This window comes from Nocardioides sp. CPCC 206347 (assembly GCF_048654605.1).
Taxonomy (GTDB): domain Bacteria; phylum Actinomycetota; class Actinomycetes; order Propionibacteriales; family Nocardioidaceae; genus Nocardioides.
Genome location: NZ_JBMCYZ010000005.1, coordinates 419,409 through 435,292, shown reverse-complemented (window position 1 = coordinate 435,292; position 15,884 = coordinate 419,409). Strand labels below are relative to the sequence as shown.

Below are 15,884 nucleotides of genomic sequence, written 5' to 3'. Positions count from 1 at the left end.
CATTTACCGCACCGCGCGCAGCAGGTATCCCGTGAGCATCCGGATGTCGTTCGGGGTGTTCTGGATCCCGTTCCAGCGCCGGGCCTGGTCGGCGCCGAAGTCCCACGTGCCGCCAGTCCATGCGCAGTGCTCGCGCAGTCTCTGCAGTCGTGCTGGGATGTCGAGGGCCGGCAGGTCGGCCGCTGGGACGCCGTCGGTGAGCGCGTCCATCACGTACCCGAGCGACTGGATGCCGGCGCCGTGGGTCAGTCGCGACTTCGTCGGCGGCAGTTCCCAGGCCTCCGGGAAGGTGACCCGGACGGCGGTCCAGTAGAAGTTCAGGTGGAGCAGGATTCGGTCTATGTCGCCGGAGCCGTCCACCGGATCCCTGTACTGATAGAGCGCACCCTCGTACAGGCTGTTCTCGATCATCCGTAGGACGCTGTTGTCCTTGATGTAGCCGTGCGGCATGGTCGGGGTTGCGATTCGGCCGGCGAACGGTTCCCCCTCGCCGCCAAGCCCGAAGTTCAACTGGGTCAACACCTGCGCCGGGAGTTGTTTCCGGGCGTAGTTGGTCGGTAGGTGTCCCTTGGTGTCGGGCAACAGTTCGTGGATCAGGCCCTTGGGTAGTGGTTTCGTGTTGTTCACCAAGATGAACTGGGAGCGCTGCTCTTCCTCGCCCTTGGCGATGAACCCCACCGCGGCCACCGGGAACTCGGCCAGGTCAGCATCCCGGATCGCGGCACTGCGTTGCTGGCCGTCGACCAACCAGGCGGGTCGCTCGTCGTCGGGCAGTGTCTCGTCAACGGGGATGATCAGTTCGCCGATGGTGACGTACTCGACCGACGAGGCGGAGTCAGTCGGTTCGAAGGCGACTCGGTCATCGAACGCGAACACCACAGCGTTGGGCAGCATCGCCCCGTCGGACTCGAGGTACCTGCGGATCGCTCGGATGTGTGTCAGGACTTCTGGGCGCTGGTACCCAGCCAACTTCTTGTCGTCCCGGTGGACGCGGCTGATTGCACTGAAATCCTGGATCTGCTTGCCGTCGACTCCGAAGGTGTAGATGTTCTGTTCGCCTTGGCGGATCCGGAGAGCCGGAAGTCGAATCTCGTACCTGTCAGCCATGTGCAGCCCTCTCGGCTTCTGGTTGGAGTCGGGCCATCTTCGCAGCCAGTACCGACACGTTGTGGAATCCTCGCCGCTTGTTGCGTTCGGTTCCTCGGAAGATTCCGATTTCGATGCCGTGCTGCCTACACAGCGCGCACTGGCATGCGAGCCAAGGCGCGGCGCTGAGGGTTCGTGCGTATCCGTCGAGGTAACTCTTCTTTGAATCGCAAATCAGTTCGTACTCGCCGAGAGCGTCGAGACAGCCCTGAACTTGGCTACCTGAACCATCGAATGCGCGGAGTGCCTTGAGGGTCGCCCGCTCTGCGTCCAACGCAGACTTCTGTGAAACGGTTCCGGCAAGAATCGCTCGCTTGAGAGTCGGATTTCCATCCACCTGCGGCACACGCAATGCCACGTATGCGTCATCGAGTGTGTGGTAGTTCTTCCGGTCGTCCATGAAAGCCTGCCGGAATGACGAGGTGCTATCAAAACTGGTGACACCGAGTCGTCCGAAGTCGGCCATCGCTTCGGTTCGGGTGATTCCGAGCAAGTGGAGCCCTGTCTCTGGCCGGCGAACTGCGTTGATGGCTTCCAGGCAAGCCAGAATCTGGGTCGTCTTCAAAGGCACCATGCCGCCCAACGCGATTCTGCGGTACCCCATCTCCTCTAGCGATCGAACGCTGGCGGCGTAACTCGCAGGGCTCCACCCTTGGGCAGCGCCGACCGGCTCTATCGGCGCACTCTGATCCTGCACCAAGCCAAAGAACTCCTCCGCGAACCGAAGAGTAAGGAGGCGCCGAGCCGACCACTCGGGGTCGACTTCGCTTTCGCTTGCGGTAGCGGCATATCCGAAGATGACGTGGTCGGTGCTGATCCCGGAGTCGAATCCACACGAGACGTAGAACTCGAGAGTCTCAGCCGGCGTGACTGGCGGCACAGCCTCGTCGACGTAGTTGAACGCACCATTGTCACCGAGCGCTTCGACCCCCTTGGGTAGACGAAAGAATCGCTGGACACCCATCCGATGCAGGCGCGCTCGTTGCGCTGCCGTGTACTTGCCGCCGCCCTTGATCGAGCCATCGACGATGGACTTGCTGACCAGGATCCCGTCGTACGGTGCCCCGCCGAGAACCTCGTGGGCATAGAGGTCGTCGCGTTGACGGACACGGTGGGCCGAGTACTCGTCGCGCAAAAAGTCGTACGAAGGACTGACGAGATCCTGACTGTCCGGGAAAAAGAACCTCATCGGCGCCCGGTCCGTTCTGCCAGATATGCCCGAACTAGGAAGTTAGACAGTGCACTGATGTGCCGCGGGGTGTTCTGCACGTCGTTCCAGACGATTCCCAAGTCGTCCCACGTGCCGGCGGTCCACCGGCACTGGTCGGCAATCAGCGACAGTTCGGTGCGGGCTCGCTTGGTCGCGTCCGGGGCGTCCGGGTCCACGTGCGCCATGACCCGGTCCATCAATCGGCCCATCGCCCGGATGCCGACGCCGCCCATCAGTCGCGAGTCGGTCGGCGACTGCCCCCAAGCCCGCGGGAAGGTCTCCTTGACGGCGCCCCAGTAGGCGATCAGCAGGCGGCGAATGCCCTCGGTGTCAGTGGTGCCGGTAGCGATGTTCCGGTACGGGAACAGCACTCCGGACGGCGACTCGATCGATTCGCGCAGAGCCTCCACCAGGCCGGTGTCGGTGACGACGGCGACCTTCTTGCTGTCGATCGGGGTCGAGGAGCGGCGGATGATCCCGTGGAAGGGCGAGTCCGGGTCGCTGTTCAGCATGTCGACCAGGGCAGAGGGGAGTTGCCGCGTCGCCATCCGGGCCGACGGCACTCGGGCGATCTCCGGCAGCAACTCGGTGACCAGGCCCACCGGCAGTGGTTGCACCGTGTTGACCCGCAGGAACTGTTCGCGCTGCAGTTCCAGGTCGTCGGCGACGAAGCCTGCCACTGGCACGGGCAGGCGGGTGTTCTTGGTCCTGGCCAGCGCCAGACTGCGTTGCTGGCCATCGACGATCCATGCAGGACGGGGGCCGTTCCCGTCGCGTGAGAACGGGATCTCCAGCGTGCCAGAGATCGCAAGGCCGTCACTCGCGCCGGGGCCACGACTGGATTTGAACCGGACTTCGGTCGGTAGCGCCAAGATCAGTCCGTTCGGGAAGAGTGCATCGCCGGAGTCGAGGTAGTCCTGGATCTGCTTGACGTGCTTCTTCTTCTCCGGTCGTTGGTAGCCGATCAACTTGCCAGCCTCGTCCCGGCCGATCCGGGAGACGTCGGCAACCAGGTCCACCTCCTCGGCGGCCAGGGTGAACAGGTACAGCGGTACGTCGCTGTTCTGTAGGACCTTGAGGGCCCGACGCTCAAGCCATTGCTCGCTCATACCCTTGCTCCTGACTGGGTGAAGAGGGCGCCGAAGCGGCGCTGCTCGCAGGCCATACCGGCGTCGCGCAGATGACGCAGCGCCCGGGACTTGGTCAACGCCGGTTCGAGGCGGCGCAGTGCGGTGATGAACTCCAGCACCGCGCCGTCGGTCATTGGCTCTCGGTTCCAGCGCTCGTGATGCTCCGCGCCGGCGGCCCACTGCTGCCACCGGTCCCGGACGACGGGGGAGTGCACGCCGTCGGCGCCGGCCAGTTCGGTCCAGCGGATCGCCATCCGCAGGTTCAAGCTGGTAGCGGTGCCGCCGAGCGCGTGGCGCAGCGCTCGGTTCGATGGCACCCGCAGGCCGGCCGGGATGTCCTCCGAGCCGCCGAACACCAGCAGGCCGCCGGTGTCCGCCCGGGTGAGCAGGTCGGCGGCGATCACCTTGGCGTAACTCTCCGACAGGACCCAGATCATCGGCCCGTCCAACGCCGGGAGCGGCCCGTCGTCCGGGTCGGTGGTGGCGTCGGCGCTGTTCATAGCCCGCCACCAGTCCTTGGCCAGGTCGGTGGTGTTGCCGACGGCATCCGGGTGCGGCCGGGTGAAGGTGGCGCCGTACGCGGGCGCCCTGTAGTCGATCGGTCGCAGCCCGACGCCGGCTGATGCGACTAGGGTCCGTGGTTGGTACCCGGCCTTCTCGACAGCCCGTTCCAGAACGCTGACCTGCGACCAGGTCTCACCTTGGTACAGATCCCGCAGGGGGACAGTGTCGTCGGCGTGGCGTAGCCTCCGCGACCAGGACGCCGCGCGGTCCTCCATGCTCGCCGGAGGGAGGTCGCGGATCCGGAGGCCGTCCTGAACGGGCGCTGACTTGCGATCAGCGCAGGTGACGACGATCGTCAGTTTTTGGGTCACTCGTTCGGTCTCCGGTTAATAACTGTCGGTGTGTCGAAGTTACTCTATGCGGTAGTTAGTCGTAGCGTCACTGTGTACACGCAGCGACAGTTGAGGAAAGTTCAGGTGGTTCAAATGAAGGCAGTTGTCCTGCTCAGTGGGGGTCTTGACTCCACGACCGTGCTGGCGCACGCGAAGAGCCTGGGCTTCGAGCCCTACGCCCTGAGTTTCCGCTACGGCCAGCGCCATGTCGTCGAACTGGAGGCTGCCCGCAAGGTCGCCGAGGCTCAGGGGGTGGCCGGCCACGTGATCTGCGACATCGACCTGAGCGTGTTCGGCGGGTCGGCCCTGACTGCCGACATCGACGTCCCCAAGCATGAGACCGCCGCCGAGGTTGCCGAGGACATCCCGGTCACCTACGTGCCGGCGCGCAACACCGTGTTCCTCTCCTTCGCCCTCGCCTACGCGGAGGTGATTGGCGCGACGGACGTGTTCATCGGTGTGAATGCCTTGGACTACTCCGGCTACCCGGACTGCCGCCCGGAATACATAGAGGCGTACGAGAACATGGCCAACCTGGCCACCCGGGCCGGCGTCGAGGGTGGGCGTTTGAAGATCCATACTCCGCTGATCGACAAAACCAAGGCGCAGATCGTCGAGATGGGTCTGGCGCTCGGCGTTGACTATGGGCTTACCTCGTCCTGCTATGACCCCGACGCCGCCGGCCGCTCGTGCGGCCACTGCGACTCCTGCCTGCTGCGCCTGAAGGGCTTCGCCGAGGCCGGCACCTCCGACCCGATCGAGTACCAGTGACGTACAAGATCAAGGAGATCTTCTACACCCTCCAGGGGGAGGGGGCGCACGCCGGGACGCCGGCGGTGTTCTGCCGGTTCAGCCTCTGCAACCTCTGGACCGGCCGCGAGGCCGACCGCGACCGCGCGATCTGCCAGTTCTGCGACACAGACTTCATCGGCACCGATGGCGAGAACGGCGGTCGCTTCGAGACCGCCGAAGACCTGGCCGATGCTGTGGAAGCGCAGTGGCCGGCCGACTGGCAGGAGGACCGGATGGTCGTCTGTACCGGTGGCGAGCCGCTCCTGCAGTTGGACGACGACGCGGTCGCTGCGCTGAAGGCCCGGGGGTTCTTCGTCGCGGTGGAGACCAATGGCACCCAGGTGCCGCCGGCCGGGATCGACTGGCTGTGCGTCAGTCCCAAGATCGGAGCCGAGTTGGTGGTGTCAGGTGGTCAGGAACTCAAGTTCGTCTATCCGCAGAAAGACGCCGACCCGACGCGTTTCGAGGGACTCGCGTTCGAGTCCTTTCGGGTACAACCCATGGACGGACCCGATCTCGACATGAACGTCGCTGCCGCCGTGAAGTTCTGTCTGGATCACCCGAACTGGCAACTCAGCCTGCAAACCCACAAGTACCTAGGAATCCCGTGACCGGCACTGCAGAGATCTACCGCGAGTTCACCTTTGAGGCGGCGCACCGTCTGCCCCATGTGCCAGACGGGCACAAGTGCGGTCGGCTCCACGGGCATTCGTATCGTGTGGAGGTGCATGTCACGGGTTCAATCGGCGAAGACACCGGGTGGGTGCAGGACTTCGGGGACATCAAGAGTGTCTACAAGCCGCTTGAGGAGCAGTTGGATCACAACTACCTCAACGACATCGAAGGGCTCGAGAACCCGACCAGCGAGGTGCTCGCTCAGTGGATCTGGAACAAGTTGGTTGGAACGTTGGCGGGCCTGAGTGCAGTCCAGGTTCGTGAGACCTGCACCTCCGGGTGCATTTACCGGGGGTAAACATGTCGCTGCCAGACATCCAGGACCAGGTGGACGAGCGCGGAGTGGAACTCGATCGCGTTGGCATCGCTGGGGTTCAATACCCGATCCGCTTCAATGACGGTTTGACCCAGCACGCCGGGATGGCGACATTCGATGTGACTGTGACGCTGCCGGCCGACCGCCGCGGAACCCACATGAGCCGGATGGTGGAGATCATCCATGACGAACTCCAGGATCTGGAACCCGAACGGCTTCCTCAGGCCCTCAAGGTGGCAGCTGACCGCCTTGACGTCGACAGGGTCCAGGTTGGTGTTGGGTTGCCGATGGCTTTCCTGGTCCAAGCGCCGACCTCTGGGAAGGAAGCGTGGCAGGTCTGCGACGTGGAACTTGAGGCGCGACTGACCGCCGATCGCGCAGAGCTCGCGGTCACAGTCGGCACTGATGTCACGAGTCTCTGCCCCTGCAGCAAAGCGATCAGTGACTACGGAGCCCACAACCAGCGCAGTCGAGTGCGTCTCACCACCATCGGGCGGCATGACGATGTCTATCCGTTGGACGTGGCGTCCGCATTCGCCATGATTCGCTCGATCGGCTCAAGCCCGGTTTTCCCGCTGATCAAGCGGCCTGACGAGCGCGCCGTCACGATGGACGCCCACGACAACCCCGCCTTTGTAGAAGACATGGTGCGGGATCTCTCTCACATGTGCCGAGAGCGCGGCATTGCCCACGCGGTGAGCGTGCGCAACTTCGAGAGCATTCACAGCCACGACGCCGTGGCCTCCCTTAGATGGGTTCCGGGCCCGTAGGCTCCCGACCGACTGAAGCACTCGCTTAGCCGCAACGCACAACTGTGTCGATACCTCAGGATGCACAGCGAACGCTTCTCGCAATACTGCGCCGCTCCGATGTCTCTGCCCAGGAACTCTGTCGGGCGCGGCCTGCTGGGTCACGGCGTTATGCAGAACGTCTCGCATTCGACGACGTCGTTCGGGTAGTCGTCGTTGATCGTCAGGACGTAGTACGTCTGCCCTGATTGTTTGTCGATCTCGTGGCCGAATAGGGTGATGGATTCGATGGGTGCCACCGGGTAGACGTTTGTGACCTCGCCATCCCGGATCTCGCGAAGTTCGCCATTCTGGCGCACCATCTCCCAGCCAGTTTCCAAATCTGTGTAGGTCAGTCGCATGCGATGAGGATGCCATCCAGTACGACTGTTTGCGGTCGCGCCCGTCGCGTCTGGTCTGTCCGCGGGGCCGACCATCGCGATCGCCCGCCGAGTCAGACCGCACATTGGCGACCCGACTTCGGGCGGCCGGTGGGCCTCTCCGACCCGCCGTCGTACCCCTCTGGAATGCTGACCCTCTGTCCAGAACGCCAGGGGAGGCACGACAGCAGTGAGTGACATCGCGGGGGAGTTGGCTCGGGTCAAGGGTGCGTTCGCGCAGCCGACCCTGACGTTGCTCCACCAGCGGCAGGCGCCGGTGGTGATCACGATCTTCCGGGCGGCGTTCGGGCGGAACAACAAGCCGATCCCGACGGCCCGGCTGCACAGCCAGGTGGAGGAGCATCTCGCCGCGATCCGGGCGGCGGGGGAGAGCGACGTACCGGCTGGGAGCGGGCGGGACATCTGTCAGCGGTGGATGCGCGGGCAGTGGTTGGTGCGGTCCCTCGACGAGATCGGCAACGAGGTCTACACGTTGACCTCGCACGCCCAGCAGGCGCTCGAGCTGGTGAAGTCGATGACCCGCGACCGGGCGACGCTCAGTGAGCACCGGATCGCGACCATTCTCGGCACCGTGCGGCGGTTCAACGCCGAGGCCAACCCCGACCGAGGCGCCCGGGTCACCCTGCTCAACGAAGAGATCGCGCGGCTCAAGGCCGAGCGGGACCGGTTGGTCGACGGGGCGGAGATGGTCAGTGCCACCGAGGACTACATGCTCGAGGGGTACACCGAGCTCCTCTCCCTCATCTCTGCGCTGCCCAGTGACTTCGCCCGGGTCGAGGAGCGGTTCGCGACGATCCGCGGCGAGATCCTGGCCGCGTTCCGGGCCGAGGACCGGCCGGCCGGTGAGGTCATCGACGACTACCTCGCCCGCGCCGACGCGCTGATGACCGCCACCCACGAAGGGCGGGCGTTCGAGGGGGCGTTCGCGTTGCTGCGCGACGACGCCCTCGTCACCCAACTGCGCGAAGACCTCACCGCGCTTCTCGACCACCCGCTGTCCGACGGGATCCTCGGCGACGCCGACCGTGCCGAACTGCGCGGCACGGTCCGCCTGGTGCGGGACGGGCTGGACCGGGTGCTCGCGCAGCGGTCGCGGGTGACCGCGACGCTGCGGGAGTACATCGTGTCCCACGACGCCGCGCGCGACCGCGAGCTCGAGCAGACGCTGCGGCAGGTCGAGTCCGAGCTGATGGGGTGGATGGCGACCACCGGGCCGCGCGCCACTCACGACGTCTCCTTGTTGCCGCTTCGGACGAACCTGGACCACCTCCGTGAGCGGTTCTACGACCCGGCGGACGACGTACTGCCGGAGCGGATCGGTGTTGCCGACCCCGACGACGCTCCATCTGTCCTGCTGTCCGAGCTGATGGCGCAAGGTGGGCCACAGCTGTCGACGCTGCGGGACCGGTTGTCGGATGCGCTCAGTGCGTTGTTGCCTGCTGGCTCGTTGGGTGAACTGTTCGACGGGCTCGAACCTTCGCTGCGCCGGCCCGTCGAGATCTTCGGCCTGCTGCACCTGGCCGCCGACCACGCGTGGGAGACCGAGGACGTGGCGGAGGAGTTCGCCGCCGTACGGCCGGATGGGTCGAAGCGGACGTTCTCGGTGCCGCGGATGGCGATTCCTGACCCTGACCTGACTGAGAGTGAGAGCCGCGGATGACCGAGTTGGATGTTGAGCCCGGGGGTTTCGAGGCTCGGCCGCGGGCGGCCTCGCACCTCAACCACCGGGAGGAAGACGGGCGTCTCGATACGCCCTCGCCTGGCGGCTCGGACTACTCGACGAGCTTGGACGAGGACGAGTTTGGTGAGGACTCGGTGTCGTTGTTCGAGGGGGACGAGGGCGGGCTGGAGTACGGGCAGCGCCATGCGCTCGTGACGCTGCTCAAGCAGCGCTTCATCAGCGCCCGCACCCACCCGCGTGATTGGCAGGTGCTCGTCGAGAACGAACGGGTCCTGCGGTCGCGGCTCAACGACCTCTTCCTCGACCTCGCCATCGACCGCGGGCGTGAGGTGGCGTGGAAGCGCCAGGCGGTCTCGGAGACCGCCAGCCGGTTCCCGACCCTGTTGTACGACGCCGCGTGGACCCGTGAGGAGACGCTGGTGCTCGTGCACCTGCGTGACCGGCTGCGGGCCGGGGTCGCGAGTGGGGACGTGCGGGTGTTCATCGACCGCGAGGACATCGTCGACTACATCGCCACCTTCCGTCCGCCGCACGCGACCGACGAGGCCGGGGACGAGAAGCGGGCCCGGAATGCGGTTGCTTCGGTGGTGAAGTCCGGGTTGCTGATCGGTGCGGTCGGGGATGACCGGTACGAGATCAGTGAGGCCGTGGAGCCGTTGCTGCCGCTGGAGCTGTTGGCTGAGTTGCTCGAGGCGTTGCAGAAGGCGAATGGGACCGAGGTCGTTGTGGAGGACGACGCGGACCTTTTCGACGAAGGCGGCGGGCGTCTCGAGACGGTTGCTAGCGCAACCTCCTCGACGAGCGGGGAGGACGGCGAATGAGTATCGACGAGGGTTTCGAGACGGCCGTGGCCGGCCTCCTCAACCAGCGGGACGAAGACGGGTTGTTCCGGGAAGACGTCGTGGCGACGCCGGCGGACGACACGGTGCAGTGGCGGGCGTCGTTGCTGCAGTTGGTCAACTGGGGCGGGTTCGGGGGACTGACGACCGTCCCGCTGCGGGGCGACACGACCATGATCTCCGGGGCGTCGGGGGTCGGGAAGAGCACGATCCTCGACGCCTACACGGCGCTGATGATGCCGTCGGACACCAAGTTCAACGGTGCCTCCAACGACGCCGTCGCCGGGCGGGCGCGCAGTGTCGGGCAGCGGAACCTGCTGTCGTACCTGCGGGGTGCCGTCGACGTGATCGACAACCCGAAGACCGGGCGGCCCGAGGAGCAGCTGCTGCGCGGCAAGGGCACCGACACCTGGGGTGCCGTCGCGATGACGTTCGTCAACGACCAGGGCGGCCGGTTCACGGCGCTGCGGACCTACTACGTCCCGCGTCGCGCCACCCGCTCCGGTGAGGTGCAGATGCAGCTCACCACCCACGAGGGGGCGCTCGCGCTCGACACGCTCGAGGTCGCCGTACCCGAGCGCTTCCACGCGAACACCCTCAAGAAGCTCTTCCCCGGCATCCGCGTGCACCGGACCTATGCGGAGTACTCCGCTGTCCTACACGCGCGGCTCGGCATCGGTGCGAACGGTGATGGTGCCAAGGCGCTGCGGCTGCTCGCGCGGATCCAGGCTGGCAACCAGGTGCGCAGCGTCGACGAGCTCTACAAGGACATGGTGCTCGAGCGGCCGGCGACCTATGCCGCTGCCGACCGGGCCATCGAGCACTTCGACGACCTCGACGCGGCGTACGTCGCCATGCGCACCGAGGAGCAGAAGCTCGAGCTGCTCGAGCCGATCACCGACCTGCACGAGCGCCGGGTCGTGGCGACGCGACGGCGCGCCGAGCTCGATTCGTACGGCGTCACGCTCGCCGGTGACACGCCCCTGCGGCTCTGGCTGCTGCGCACCCACCGGCGGCTCCTCGAGGCCGAGGTCGGCAGCAACCGCGCCGAGCGGAGCGCGACCACCGGGAGCCTGACCACGGCGCGAGCCCTGGAGGCCACGCTGGCCAGCGACCTGGAGGCGGCCAAGGAAGCGCACCGGGCGGCGGGCGGGGGAGACCTGCAGGCGCTCGCCGCGCAGATCGACCACGAACGCGTGATCCGCGAGGAACGCGGCAACCGGCTGGCCGAGCTGGAGGAACGCGTCTACCCGCTGGTCGGGCTCACCGACGCCGACGCGCCCGACCTCGAGGTCGCCCTCGACTCCGCCTCGGCGTTCGCCGAGCTCCAGGTGCAGGCGCGCAAGCGGCTGGCCCACGGTGACGAGCAGCAGGCCGCGCTCCGGGCCGAGCGCGACAAGGTGCGCGACGGGCTGGTGCCGCTGAAGAACGACCAGGGCAGCCTGCGCCGTGAGCGGGACTCGCTGGAGTCCCGCGCCGGCCGGGTGCCGGCGCACCTGCACGAGCTGCGTGCCGAGGTCGCAGCGGCCAGCGGGCTCAGCGTCGAGGAGCTCCCGTTCGTCGCCGAGCTCATCGACGTCGCGCCCGAGGAGGCGCGGTGGCGCACGGCCATCGAGACCGTCCTCGGCGGTACGGCCCGGATGATGCTGGTGCCGCTCGACCGGCTCAAGGACTTCTCGTCCGCGATCGACGGGGTGCGCCTCAGGGGTCGCCTGACGTTCCAGGGCGTCGAGCTCGACCTCCCGGAGACCGGGCCGTCCGACCCTGAGCGGATCGCGGGCAAGCTGCTGTTCAAGGACTCGCCGTTCGCCGGCTGGGTGCAGCAGCACGTCGAGGAACCCGCCCGCAACGCGCTGTGCGTCGAGACCGCGGACGGCCTCGACGGCGGCGGCTTCCGGGTGACCGCATCGGGGCAGACCCGCAACGGTCTGCGCGGCACGCACGGGCGCAACGACCAGCGCAGCATCATCGGCTTCTCCAACGGCGACGCCATCGCCGAGATCGATGCCCAGCTGGCCGCGAGCGAGCGCAAGCTCGAGGACCTCGACGTCCGGATCGCCGAGCTGGACCGGCGGGCGAGCCTGCTGGAGCTCCAGCGCAAGGCGTACGACGCCATCGCCATGGTGCGCTTCGACGACGTCGACGTGACCGGCAGTGACCGGCGGATCGCCGAGCTGGAGCAGCGTCGCGCCGACATCCTCACGTCCGATGACCAGCTGCAGGTGCTGCAGGCGCAGATCGACGACCTGGTCGTCCGCCTCGAGTCGACCCGGCAGCAGCGGTTCGGGCTGGAGCAGGCGCAGAAGGACCTGAACTCCGCGCACGGCGAGCTCGTCGAGTCCGAGGACATGGTCAACGACCGGCTGCAGGCGATGGAGGCGACCGGTGCCGTCGAGCTGACCGACGAACAGGCGGCAGCGCTGGCCGCCGACTTCGCCGCTGCGGCCGCGCCCGCGGATCCGGAGGACCTCGACCGGTTCAGCGACAACGCCCACCGCCTCGGTGAGCGGTTGCGTGGCGCCGTCGGTGAGGTGGAGGCCGAGATCCGCCGGTGCGAGGAGGACCTCGCGCTGATCTTCAAGCACTACAAGTTCCAGTGGGACTCGCCGAACCTCGGTGGCACCGCGGACTCCTACCCGGACTACGCGCGGATCCTCGACGAGATCCGCGGCAAGGGCCTCGCCGACCGGCGCTCCGAGTGGCGGCGCCGGCTCACCGAATGGAGCGGTCAGGACCTCGTGCCGCTCGTCGGCGCGATGGCCGCCTCGATCGAGGAGATCGAGGATCGGCTCGAGCCGATCAACGCGATCCTGCGGCGCCTCGAGTTCGGTGGCCTGGCCAGCGACCGGCTGCGGATCCGGTTGCGGCGGTTGAGCCCCGCGCACGTGCAGGTCTTCATGAAGGACCTGCGGTCGCTGTCCTCCGGTGTCACGACCGAGCTCGCCGAGGCCGACCTGGAGAAGCGGTTCACGCTGCTCAGCGGGTTCATGAACCAGCTGCGCAAGCCCGCCCAGGCAGGCGAGGCCGGCCCGGTCACGAGTGACCGCGACCGGCTCCTCGACGTGCGGCGTCACGTGGAGATCAGCGCCGAACGCTATGACCACCTGACCGGCGAGCTCCGGGCGACGTACCGGACGCTGGGGGAGAAGAGCGGCGGCGAGAGCCAGGAGCTGGTCGCGTTCATCGTCGGCTCGGCACTGCGGTTCCGGCTCGGCGACGAGATGCGGTCGCGGCCGCGCTTTGCGCCGGTGTTCCTCGACGAGGGCTTCGTGAAGGCCGACTCCGAGTTCGCCGGGCGTGCGGTGCAGGCCTGGAAGGGGCTCGGGTTCCAGCTGATCATCGGCGTCCCGCTCGACAAGGTCACCGGCCTCGAGCCGCACATGGACGACCTGCTCGCGATCACCAAGAACTCGGCGACCCACCAGTCGTGGATCACGCCGATCACCGACGCGGCTGTCGATGGGTGAGGCAACGGCCGTCTTCACCCGCGACGGCGAGACCTGGCTGCCGAGCGTCCTGTCCCGAGGCCCGTGGGACGAGCGCGCCCAGCACGGTGGCGCGCCGGGCGCGCTCCTGGCCCACGTCGCCGAGTCCGCGGTGGACGAGCCCGGTTGGCAGCTCTCGCGACTGTCCATCGAGCTGATCAAGCCCGTACCGGTCGCGCCGCTGACCACACGGTCCGATGTCCATCCCGCCCGTTCCACGACCCGCGTCACGCTCAAGCTGCTCGCCGGCGACGTACTCGTGGCCCGGGCGCATGCCCTCCTGGTCCGGGGCCAGCCCTTCGAGCTGCCGGCCGGGCTGCCCGGCTGGGAGCCGGCGCAGCTCCTGCCCGGTCCCGACGACTGCACCCAGCGGCTGCTCATCCCCGGCATGCCCACGGGCGTCTCGTTCTACCAAACGGCGATGGAGCACCGGATGGCTCGCGGCAACACCGCGGAGCCCGGACCGGCAGCCGCGTGGTTCCGGCTGGCCGTGCCCCTGATCGAGGGGCAGTCCACCTCGGCTGCCATGCGCGCCGTCGCGGCCGCCGACTTCGGCAACGGCCTGAGCTGGGTGCTCCCGGCCGACCGGTACCTCTTCTCCAACGCCGACCTCAACGTGCACCTGCACCGCCCACCCGTGGGCGAATGGATCGGCCTGTCGTCGGCGACGCAGCCCGACGGCAGCGGCGTCGGTACGACGCTGTCCCACCTGTACGACGCCGGCGGCCCCATCGGCGTCGCGATCCAGACGCTGGTGATGCGCGAACGCCGCGATCCCTCGTAACGAAGGGATCCCGGGAGCGGCCGTCAGCCGCTATCTTCGGCAGATGACCACGCTGGCGGACATGGGCGGCCGCGCCGAGTTCTACGGCACGGTCGCGCACGACCCCGACGCGCCGGCCTTCCACGCCGACTGGGAGCGCCGCGCCTTCGGCTGCGCGGTCTTCGTCAGCGGGATCCTGAATCCCACCGGCCCGGACCTGGACTCGGGCCGCTGGGCGATCGAGCAGATCGCCCGCGAGGACTACCTGGCGCCGTACTACTGGCGCTGGCTGCGTGGAATGGAGCTGCAGCTGGAGCAGGCGAAGTGGCTCCAGCCGGGCGAGGTGCAGGCCCGCATCGACGGCTCACCCGCCCCGGGAGGTGGACGCCGGGCACGGAAGATCCAGACGACCATGGCCAGTGCCGCCATCGGACTGGTCACGCGTCCGACGATGCCGCGCTTCATGGCCGCACAGGTCATGCCCCGCATCATCGGCGGCAACCGCAGGACCATCCGCCGGCCCCGCTTCAAGGTCGGGGACGCCGTCCGGGTGCGCGCCGAACGCGCCGCCGGCCACACGCGCCAGCCGGGCTACACGTCGGGCAAGCCGGGGACCATCGTCGGCAACAGCGGTGCCGTGCGGTTCTCCGATGCCAGGGCGATGGGTCGCCGGAGCCGGCCCCAGTACGTCTACACCGTCGCGTTCGACGGGCGTGACCTGTGGGGCGAGGCCGCCGAGCCCGACACCGAGGTCCGCATCGAGCTGTTCGAGTCCTACCTGGAGGCACGATGACCACCGACGACGCCCGCGCGATCCGGGTCGAGGCGGTCGAGTCGCTTCTCGTGGAGAAGGGTCTGGTGGACTCCGCTGTCGTCGACAGGATCGTCGAGCACTACGAGACCAACGTCGGGCCGCTCAACGGCGCGAAGATCGTCGCCCGCGCCTGGACCGACCCGGCCTTCCGCGAACGCCTCCTCGCCAACGGCACCAAGGCCGTCGCCGAGCTCGGCTTCGGTGGTCCCGAGGGCGCGATGATCGTCGCGATCGAGAACACCGCCGAGGTCCACAACGTCGTCGTGTGCACCCTCTGCTCCTGCTACCCGTGGCCGGTCCTCGGCCTCCCGCCGACCTGGTACAAATCCGACGCGTACCGCTCGCGCATGGTCGCCGAGCCGCGCAAGCTCCTCGGCGAGATGGGCCTCGAGGTGCCCGCGACCAAGAAGGTGCGGGTGTGGGACAGCTCGGCGGAGGCGCGGTACCTCGTGATCCCGGAACGTCCGTCGGGCACCGAGGCGATGAGCGTCGAGGAGCTGGCTGCGCTGGTCAGCCGGGACTCGATGATCGGTGTCGCGGTCGCGAAGGTGCCCGCCGCATGACGGCGCAGCCCGAGCCGATGACCGGGCAGGCGACGATCGACTCCGACCTCGAAGGAACGGTTTCCCCGCCGCGCGACAACGGCGCGATCGTGTTCGACGCCCCGTGGGAACGCCGGGCGTTCGGCCTCGTGCTGGCGTTGTGCCGGGACGGGCAGTGGGAGTGGGAGGAGTTCCGGCAGGAGCTGATCGCGCAGATCGCGGCCGACCCGGAGCGGCCCTACTGGGAGAGCTGGGCGGCCGCGCTGGAAGCGGTCCTCAGCACCAGGTCAGCGCTGCTGCCCGTCGAGGTCGACGAACGCACGGACGAGCTGCTCGCCCGACCCCACGGGCACGACCACCGCGACGACGAACACGGCCACGGGCATGGCCACGGCCACTGAGACCG

General features: G+C 67.6%; 16 protein-coding genes. 11 read left to right on the top strand and 5 right to left on the bottom strand.

The annotated features are described in order from the left end of the window. Positions 1 to 3: 3 nt before the first annotated feature. From dbpB (ACOACQ_RS19045) to ACOACQ_RS19030, 4 genes are read right to left on the bottom strand one after another with little or no spacing between them, the layout of a single operon-like run. Entirely contained in the window at positions 4 to 1,107 is a 1,104-nt protein-coding gene (gene dbpB, locus ACOACQ_RS19045; RefSeq protein WP_378602221.1) for a DGQHR domain-containing protein DpdB, read from the bottom strand. Then, positions 1,100 to 2,335 (bottom strand): tRNA-guanine transglycosylase DpdA, encoded by a 1,236-nt coding sequence (gene dpdA / locus ACOACQ_RS19040; protein ID WP_378602218.1) that lies wholly within the window; start codon positions 2,333 to 2,335, stop codon positions 1,100 to 1,102. Before dpdA ends, dbpB (ACOACQ_RS19045) begins: the two co-directional genes overlap by 8 nt. Further along, positions 2,332 to 3,465, bottom strand: coding sequence for a DGQHR domain-containing protein DpdB (gene dbpB, locus ACOACQ_RS19035; protein WP_378602215.1), 1,134 nt, complete (start codon positions 3,463 to 3,465; stop codon positions 2,332 to 2,334). The genes dpdA and dbpB (ACOACQ_RS19035) overlap by 4 nt, the downstream gene beginning before the upstream one ends. Next, complete coding sequence (locus ACOACQ_RS19030; RefSeq protein WP_420289042.1) at positions 3,462 to 4,361, bottom strand: hypothetical protein; 900 nt, start codon at positions 4,359 to 4,361, stop codon at positions 3,462 to 3,464. Before ACOACQ_RS19030 ends, dbpB (ACOACQ_RS19035) begins: the two co-directional genes overlap by 4 nt. Positions 4,362 to 4,475: 114 nt before the next feature. Here ACOACQ_RS19030 and queC point away from each other — a divergent pair, with 114 nt between their 5' ends. From queC to ACOACQ_RS19010, 4 genes are read left to right on the top strand one after another with little or no spacing between them, the layout of a single operon-like run. Beyond that, complete coding sequence (gene queC / locus ACOACQ_RS19025; RefSeq protein ID WP_378602209.1) at positions 4,476 to 5,153, top strand: 7-cyano-7-deazaguanine synthase QueC; 678 nt, start codon at positions 4,476 to 4,478, stop codon at positions 5,151 to 5,153. Continuing rightward, entirely contained in the window at positions 5,150 to 5,785 is a 636-nt protein-coding gene (gene queE, locus ACOACQ_RS19020) for a 7-carboxy-7-deazaguanine synthase (protein WP_378602206.1), read from the top strand. Before queC ends, queE begins: the two co-directional genes overlap by 4 nt. Next, entirely contained in the window at positions 5,782 to 6,147 is a 366-nt protein-coding gene (gene queD, locus ACOACQ_RS19015; RefSeq protein WP_378602203.1) for a 6-carboxytetrahydropterin synthase QueD, read from the top strand. The genes queE and queD overlap by 4 nt, the downstream gene beginning before the upstream one ends. Before the next feature lie 2 nt (positions 6,148 to 6,149). Further along, entirely contained in the window at positions 6,150 to 6,935 is a 786-nt protein-coding gene (locus tag ACOACQ_RS19010) for a GTP cyclohydrolase I FolE2 (protein WP_378602200.1), read from the top strand. Positions 6,936 to 7,075: 140 nt separating this feature from the next. Here the strand turns inward: ACOACQ_RS19010 and ACOACQ_RS19005 are convergent, their stop codons facing one another. Then, entirely contained in the window at positions 7,076 to 7,315 is a 240-nt protein-coding gene (locus tag ACOACQ_RS19005) for a hypothetical protein (RefSeq protein ID WP_378602197.1), read from the bottom strand. Between the two features lie 208 nt (positions 7,316 to 7,523). Here ACOACQ_RS19005 and ACOACQ_RS19000 point away from each other — a divergent pair, with 208 nt between their 5' ends. From ACOACQ_RS19000 to ACOACQ_RS18970, 7 genes are all read left to right on the top strand, one after another. Next, complete coding sequence (locus ACOACQ_RS19000) at positions 7,524 to 9,014, top strand: DUF3375 domain-containing protein (RefSeq protein WP_420289041.1); 1,491 nt, start codon at positions 7,524 to 7,526, stop codon at positions 9,012 to 9,014. A gap of 125 nt (positions 9,015 to 9,139) precedes the next feature. Next, positions 9,140 to 9,856, top strand: coding sequence for a DUF4194 domain-containing protein (locus tag ACOACQ_RS18995; RefSeq protein ID WP_420289040.1), 717 nt, complete (start codon positions 9,140 to 9,142; stop codon positions 9,854 to 9,856). Next, entirely contained in the window at positions 9,853 to 13,341 is a 3,489-nt protein-coding gene (locus tag ACOACQ_RS18990; protein ID WP_420289039.1) for an ATP-binding protein, read from the top strand. Before ACOACQ_RS18995 ends, ACOACQ_RS18990 begins: the two co-directional genes overlap by 4 nt. Beyond that, a complete protein-coding gene (locus tag ACOACQ_RS18985; RefSeq protein WP_420289038.1) occupies positions 13,334 to 14,143 on the top strand; it encodes a thioesterase family protein in 810 nt (269 codons plus the stop codon). The genes ACOACQ_RS18990 and ACOACQ_RS18985 overlap by 8 nt, the downstream gene beginning before the upstream one ends. Before the next feature lie 43 nt (positions 14,144 to 14,186). Beyond that, positions 14,187 to 14,915, top strand: a complete 729-nt coding sequence (locus ACOACQ_RS18980) for an SH3-like domain-containing protein (protein WP_420289037.1) — start codon at positions 14,187 to 14,189, stop codon at positions 14,913 to 14,915. Continuing rightward, complete coding sequence (gene nthA / locus ACOACQ_RS18975) at positions 14,912 to 15,499, top strand: nitrile hydratase subunit alpha (RefSeq protein WP_420289036.1); 588 nt, start codon at positions 14,912 to 14,914, stop codon at positions 15,497 to 15,499. The genes ACOACQ_RS18980 and nthA overlap by 4 nt, the downstream gene beginning before the upstream one ends. Continuing rightward, on the top strand, positions 15,496 to 15,879 hold the full coding sequence (locus tag ACOACQ_RS18970) for a nitrile hydratase accessory protein (protein WP_420289035.1): 384 nt from the start codon (positions 15,496 to 15,498) through the stop codon (positions 15,877 to 15,879). Before nthA ends, ACOACQ_RS18970 begins: the two co-directional genes overlap by 4 nt. Positions 15,880 to 15,884 lie beyond the last annotated feature (5 nt).

Bases quoted from the DNA above. Each gene is read 5' to 3' on its own strand.
- dbpB (WP_378602221.1), bottom strand. From the start codon at position 1,107: ATGGCTGACAGGTACGAGATTCGACTTCCGGCTCTCCGGATCCGCCAA.
- dpdA (WP_378602218.1), bottom strand. From the start codon at position 2,335: ATGAGGTTCTTTTTCCCGGACAGTCAGGATCTCGTCAGTCCTTCGTAC.
- dbpB (WP_378602215.1), bottom strand. From the start codon at position 3,465: ATGAGCGAGCAATGGCTTGAGCGTCGGGCCCTCAAGGTCCTACAGAAC.
- queC (WP_378602209.1), top strand. From the start codon at position 4,476: ATGAAGGCAGTTGTCCTGCTCAGTGGGGGTCTTGACTCCACGACCGTG.
- ACOACQ_RS19010 (WP_378602200.1), top strand. From the start codon at position 6,150: ATGTCGCTGCCAGACATCCAGGACCAGGTGGACGAGCGCGGAGTGGAA.
- ACOACQ_RS19005 (WP_378602197.1), bottom strand. From the start codon at position 7,315: ATGCGACTGACCTACACAGATTTGGAAACTGGCTGGGAGATGGTGCGC.
- ACOACQ_RS18990 (WP_420289039.1), top strand. From the start codon at position 9,853: ATGAGTATCGACGAGGGTTTCGAGACGGCCGTGGCCGGCCTCCTCAAC.
- ACOACQ_RS18985 (WP_420289038.1), top strand. From the start codon at position 13,334: ATGGGTGAGGCAACGGCCGTCTTCACCCGCGACGGCGAGACCTGGCTG.
- ACOACQ_RS18980 (WP_420289037.1), top strand. From the start codon at position 14,187: ATGACCACGCTGGCGGACATGGGCGGCCGCGCCGAGTTCTACGGCACG.
- nthA (WP_420289036.1), top strand. From the start codon at position 14,912: ATGACCACCGACGACGCCCGCGCGATCCGGGTCGAGGCGGTCGAGTCG.
- ACOACQ_RS18970 (WP_420289035.1), top strand. From the start codon at position 15,496: ATGACGGCGCAGCCCGAGCCGATGACCGGGCAGGCGACGATCGACTCC.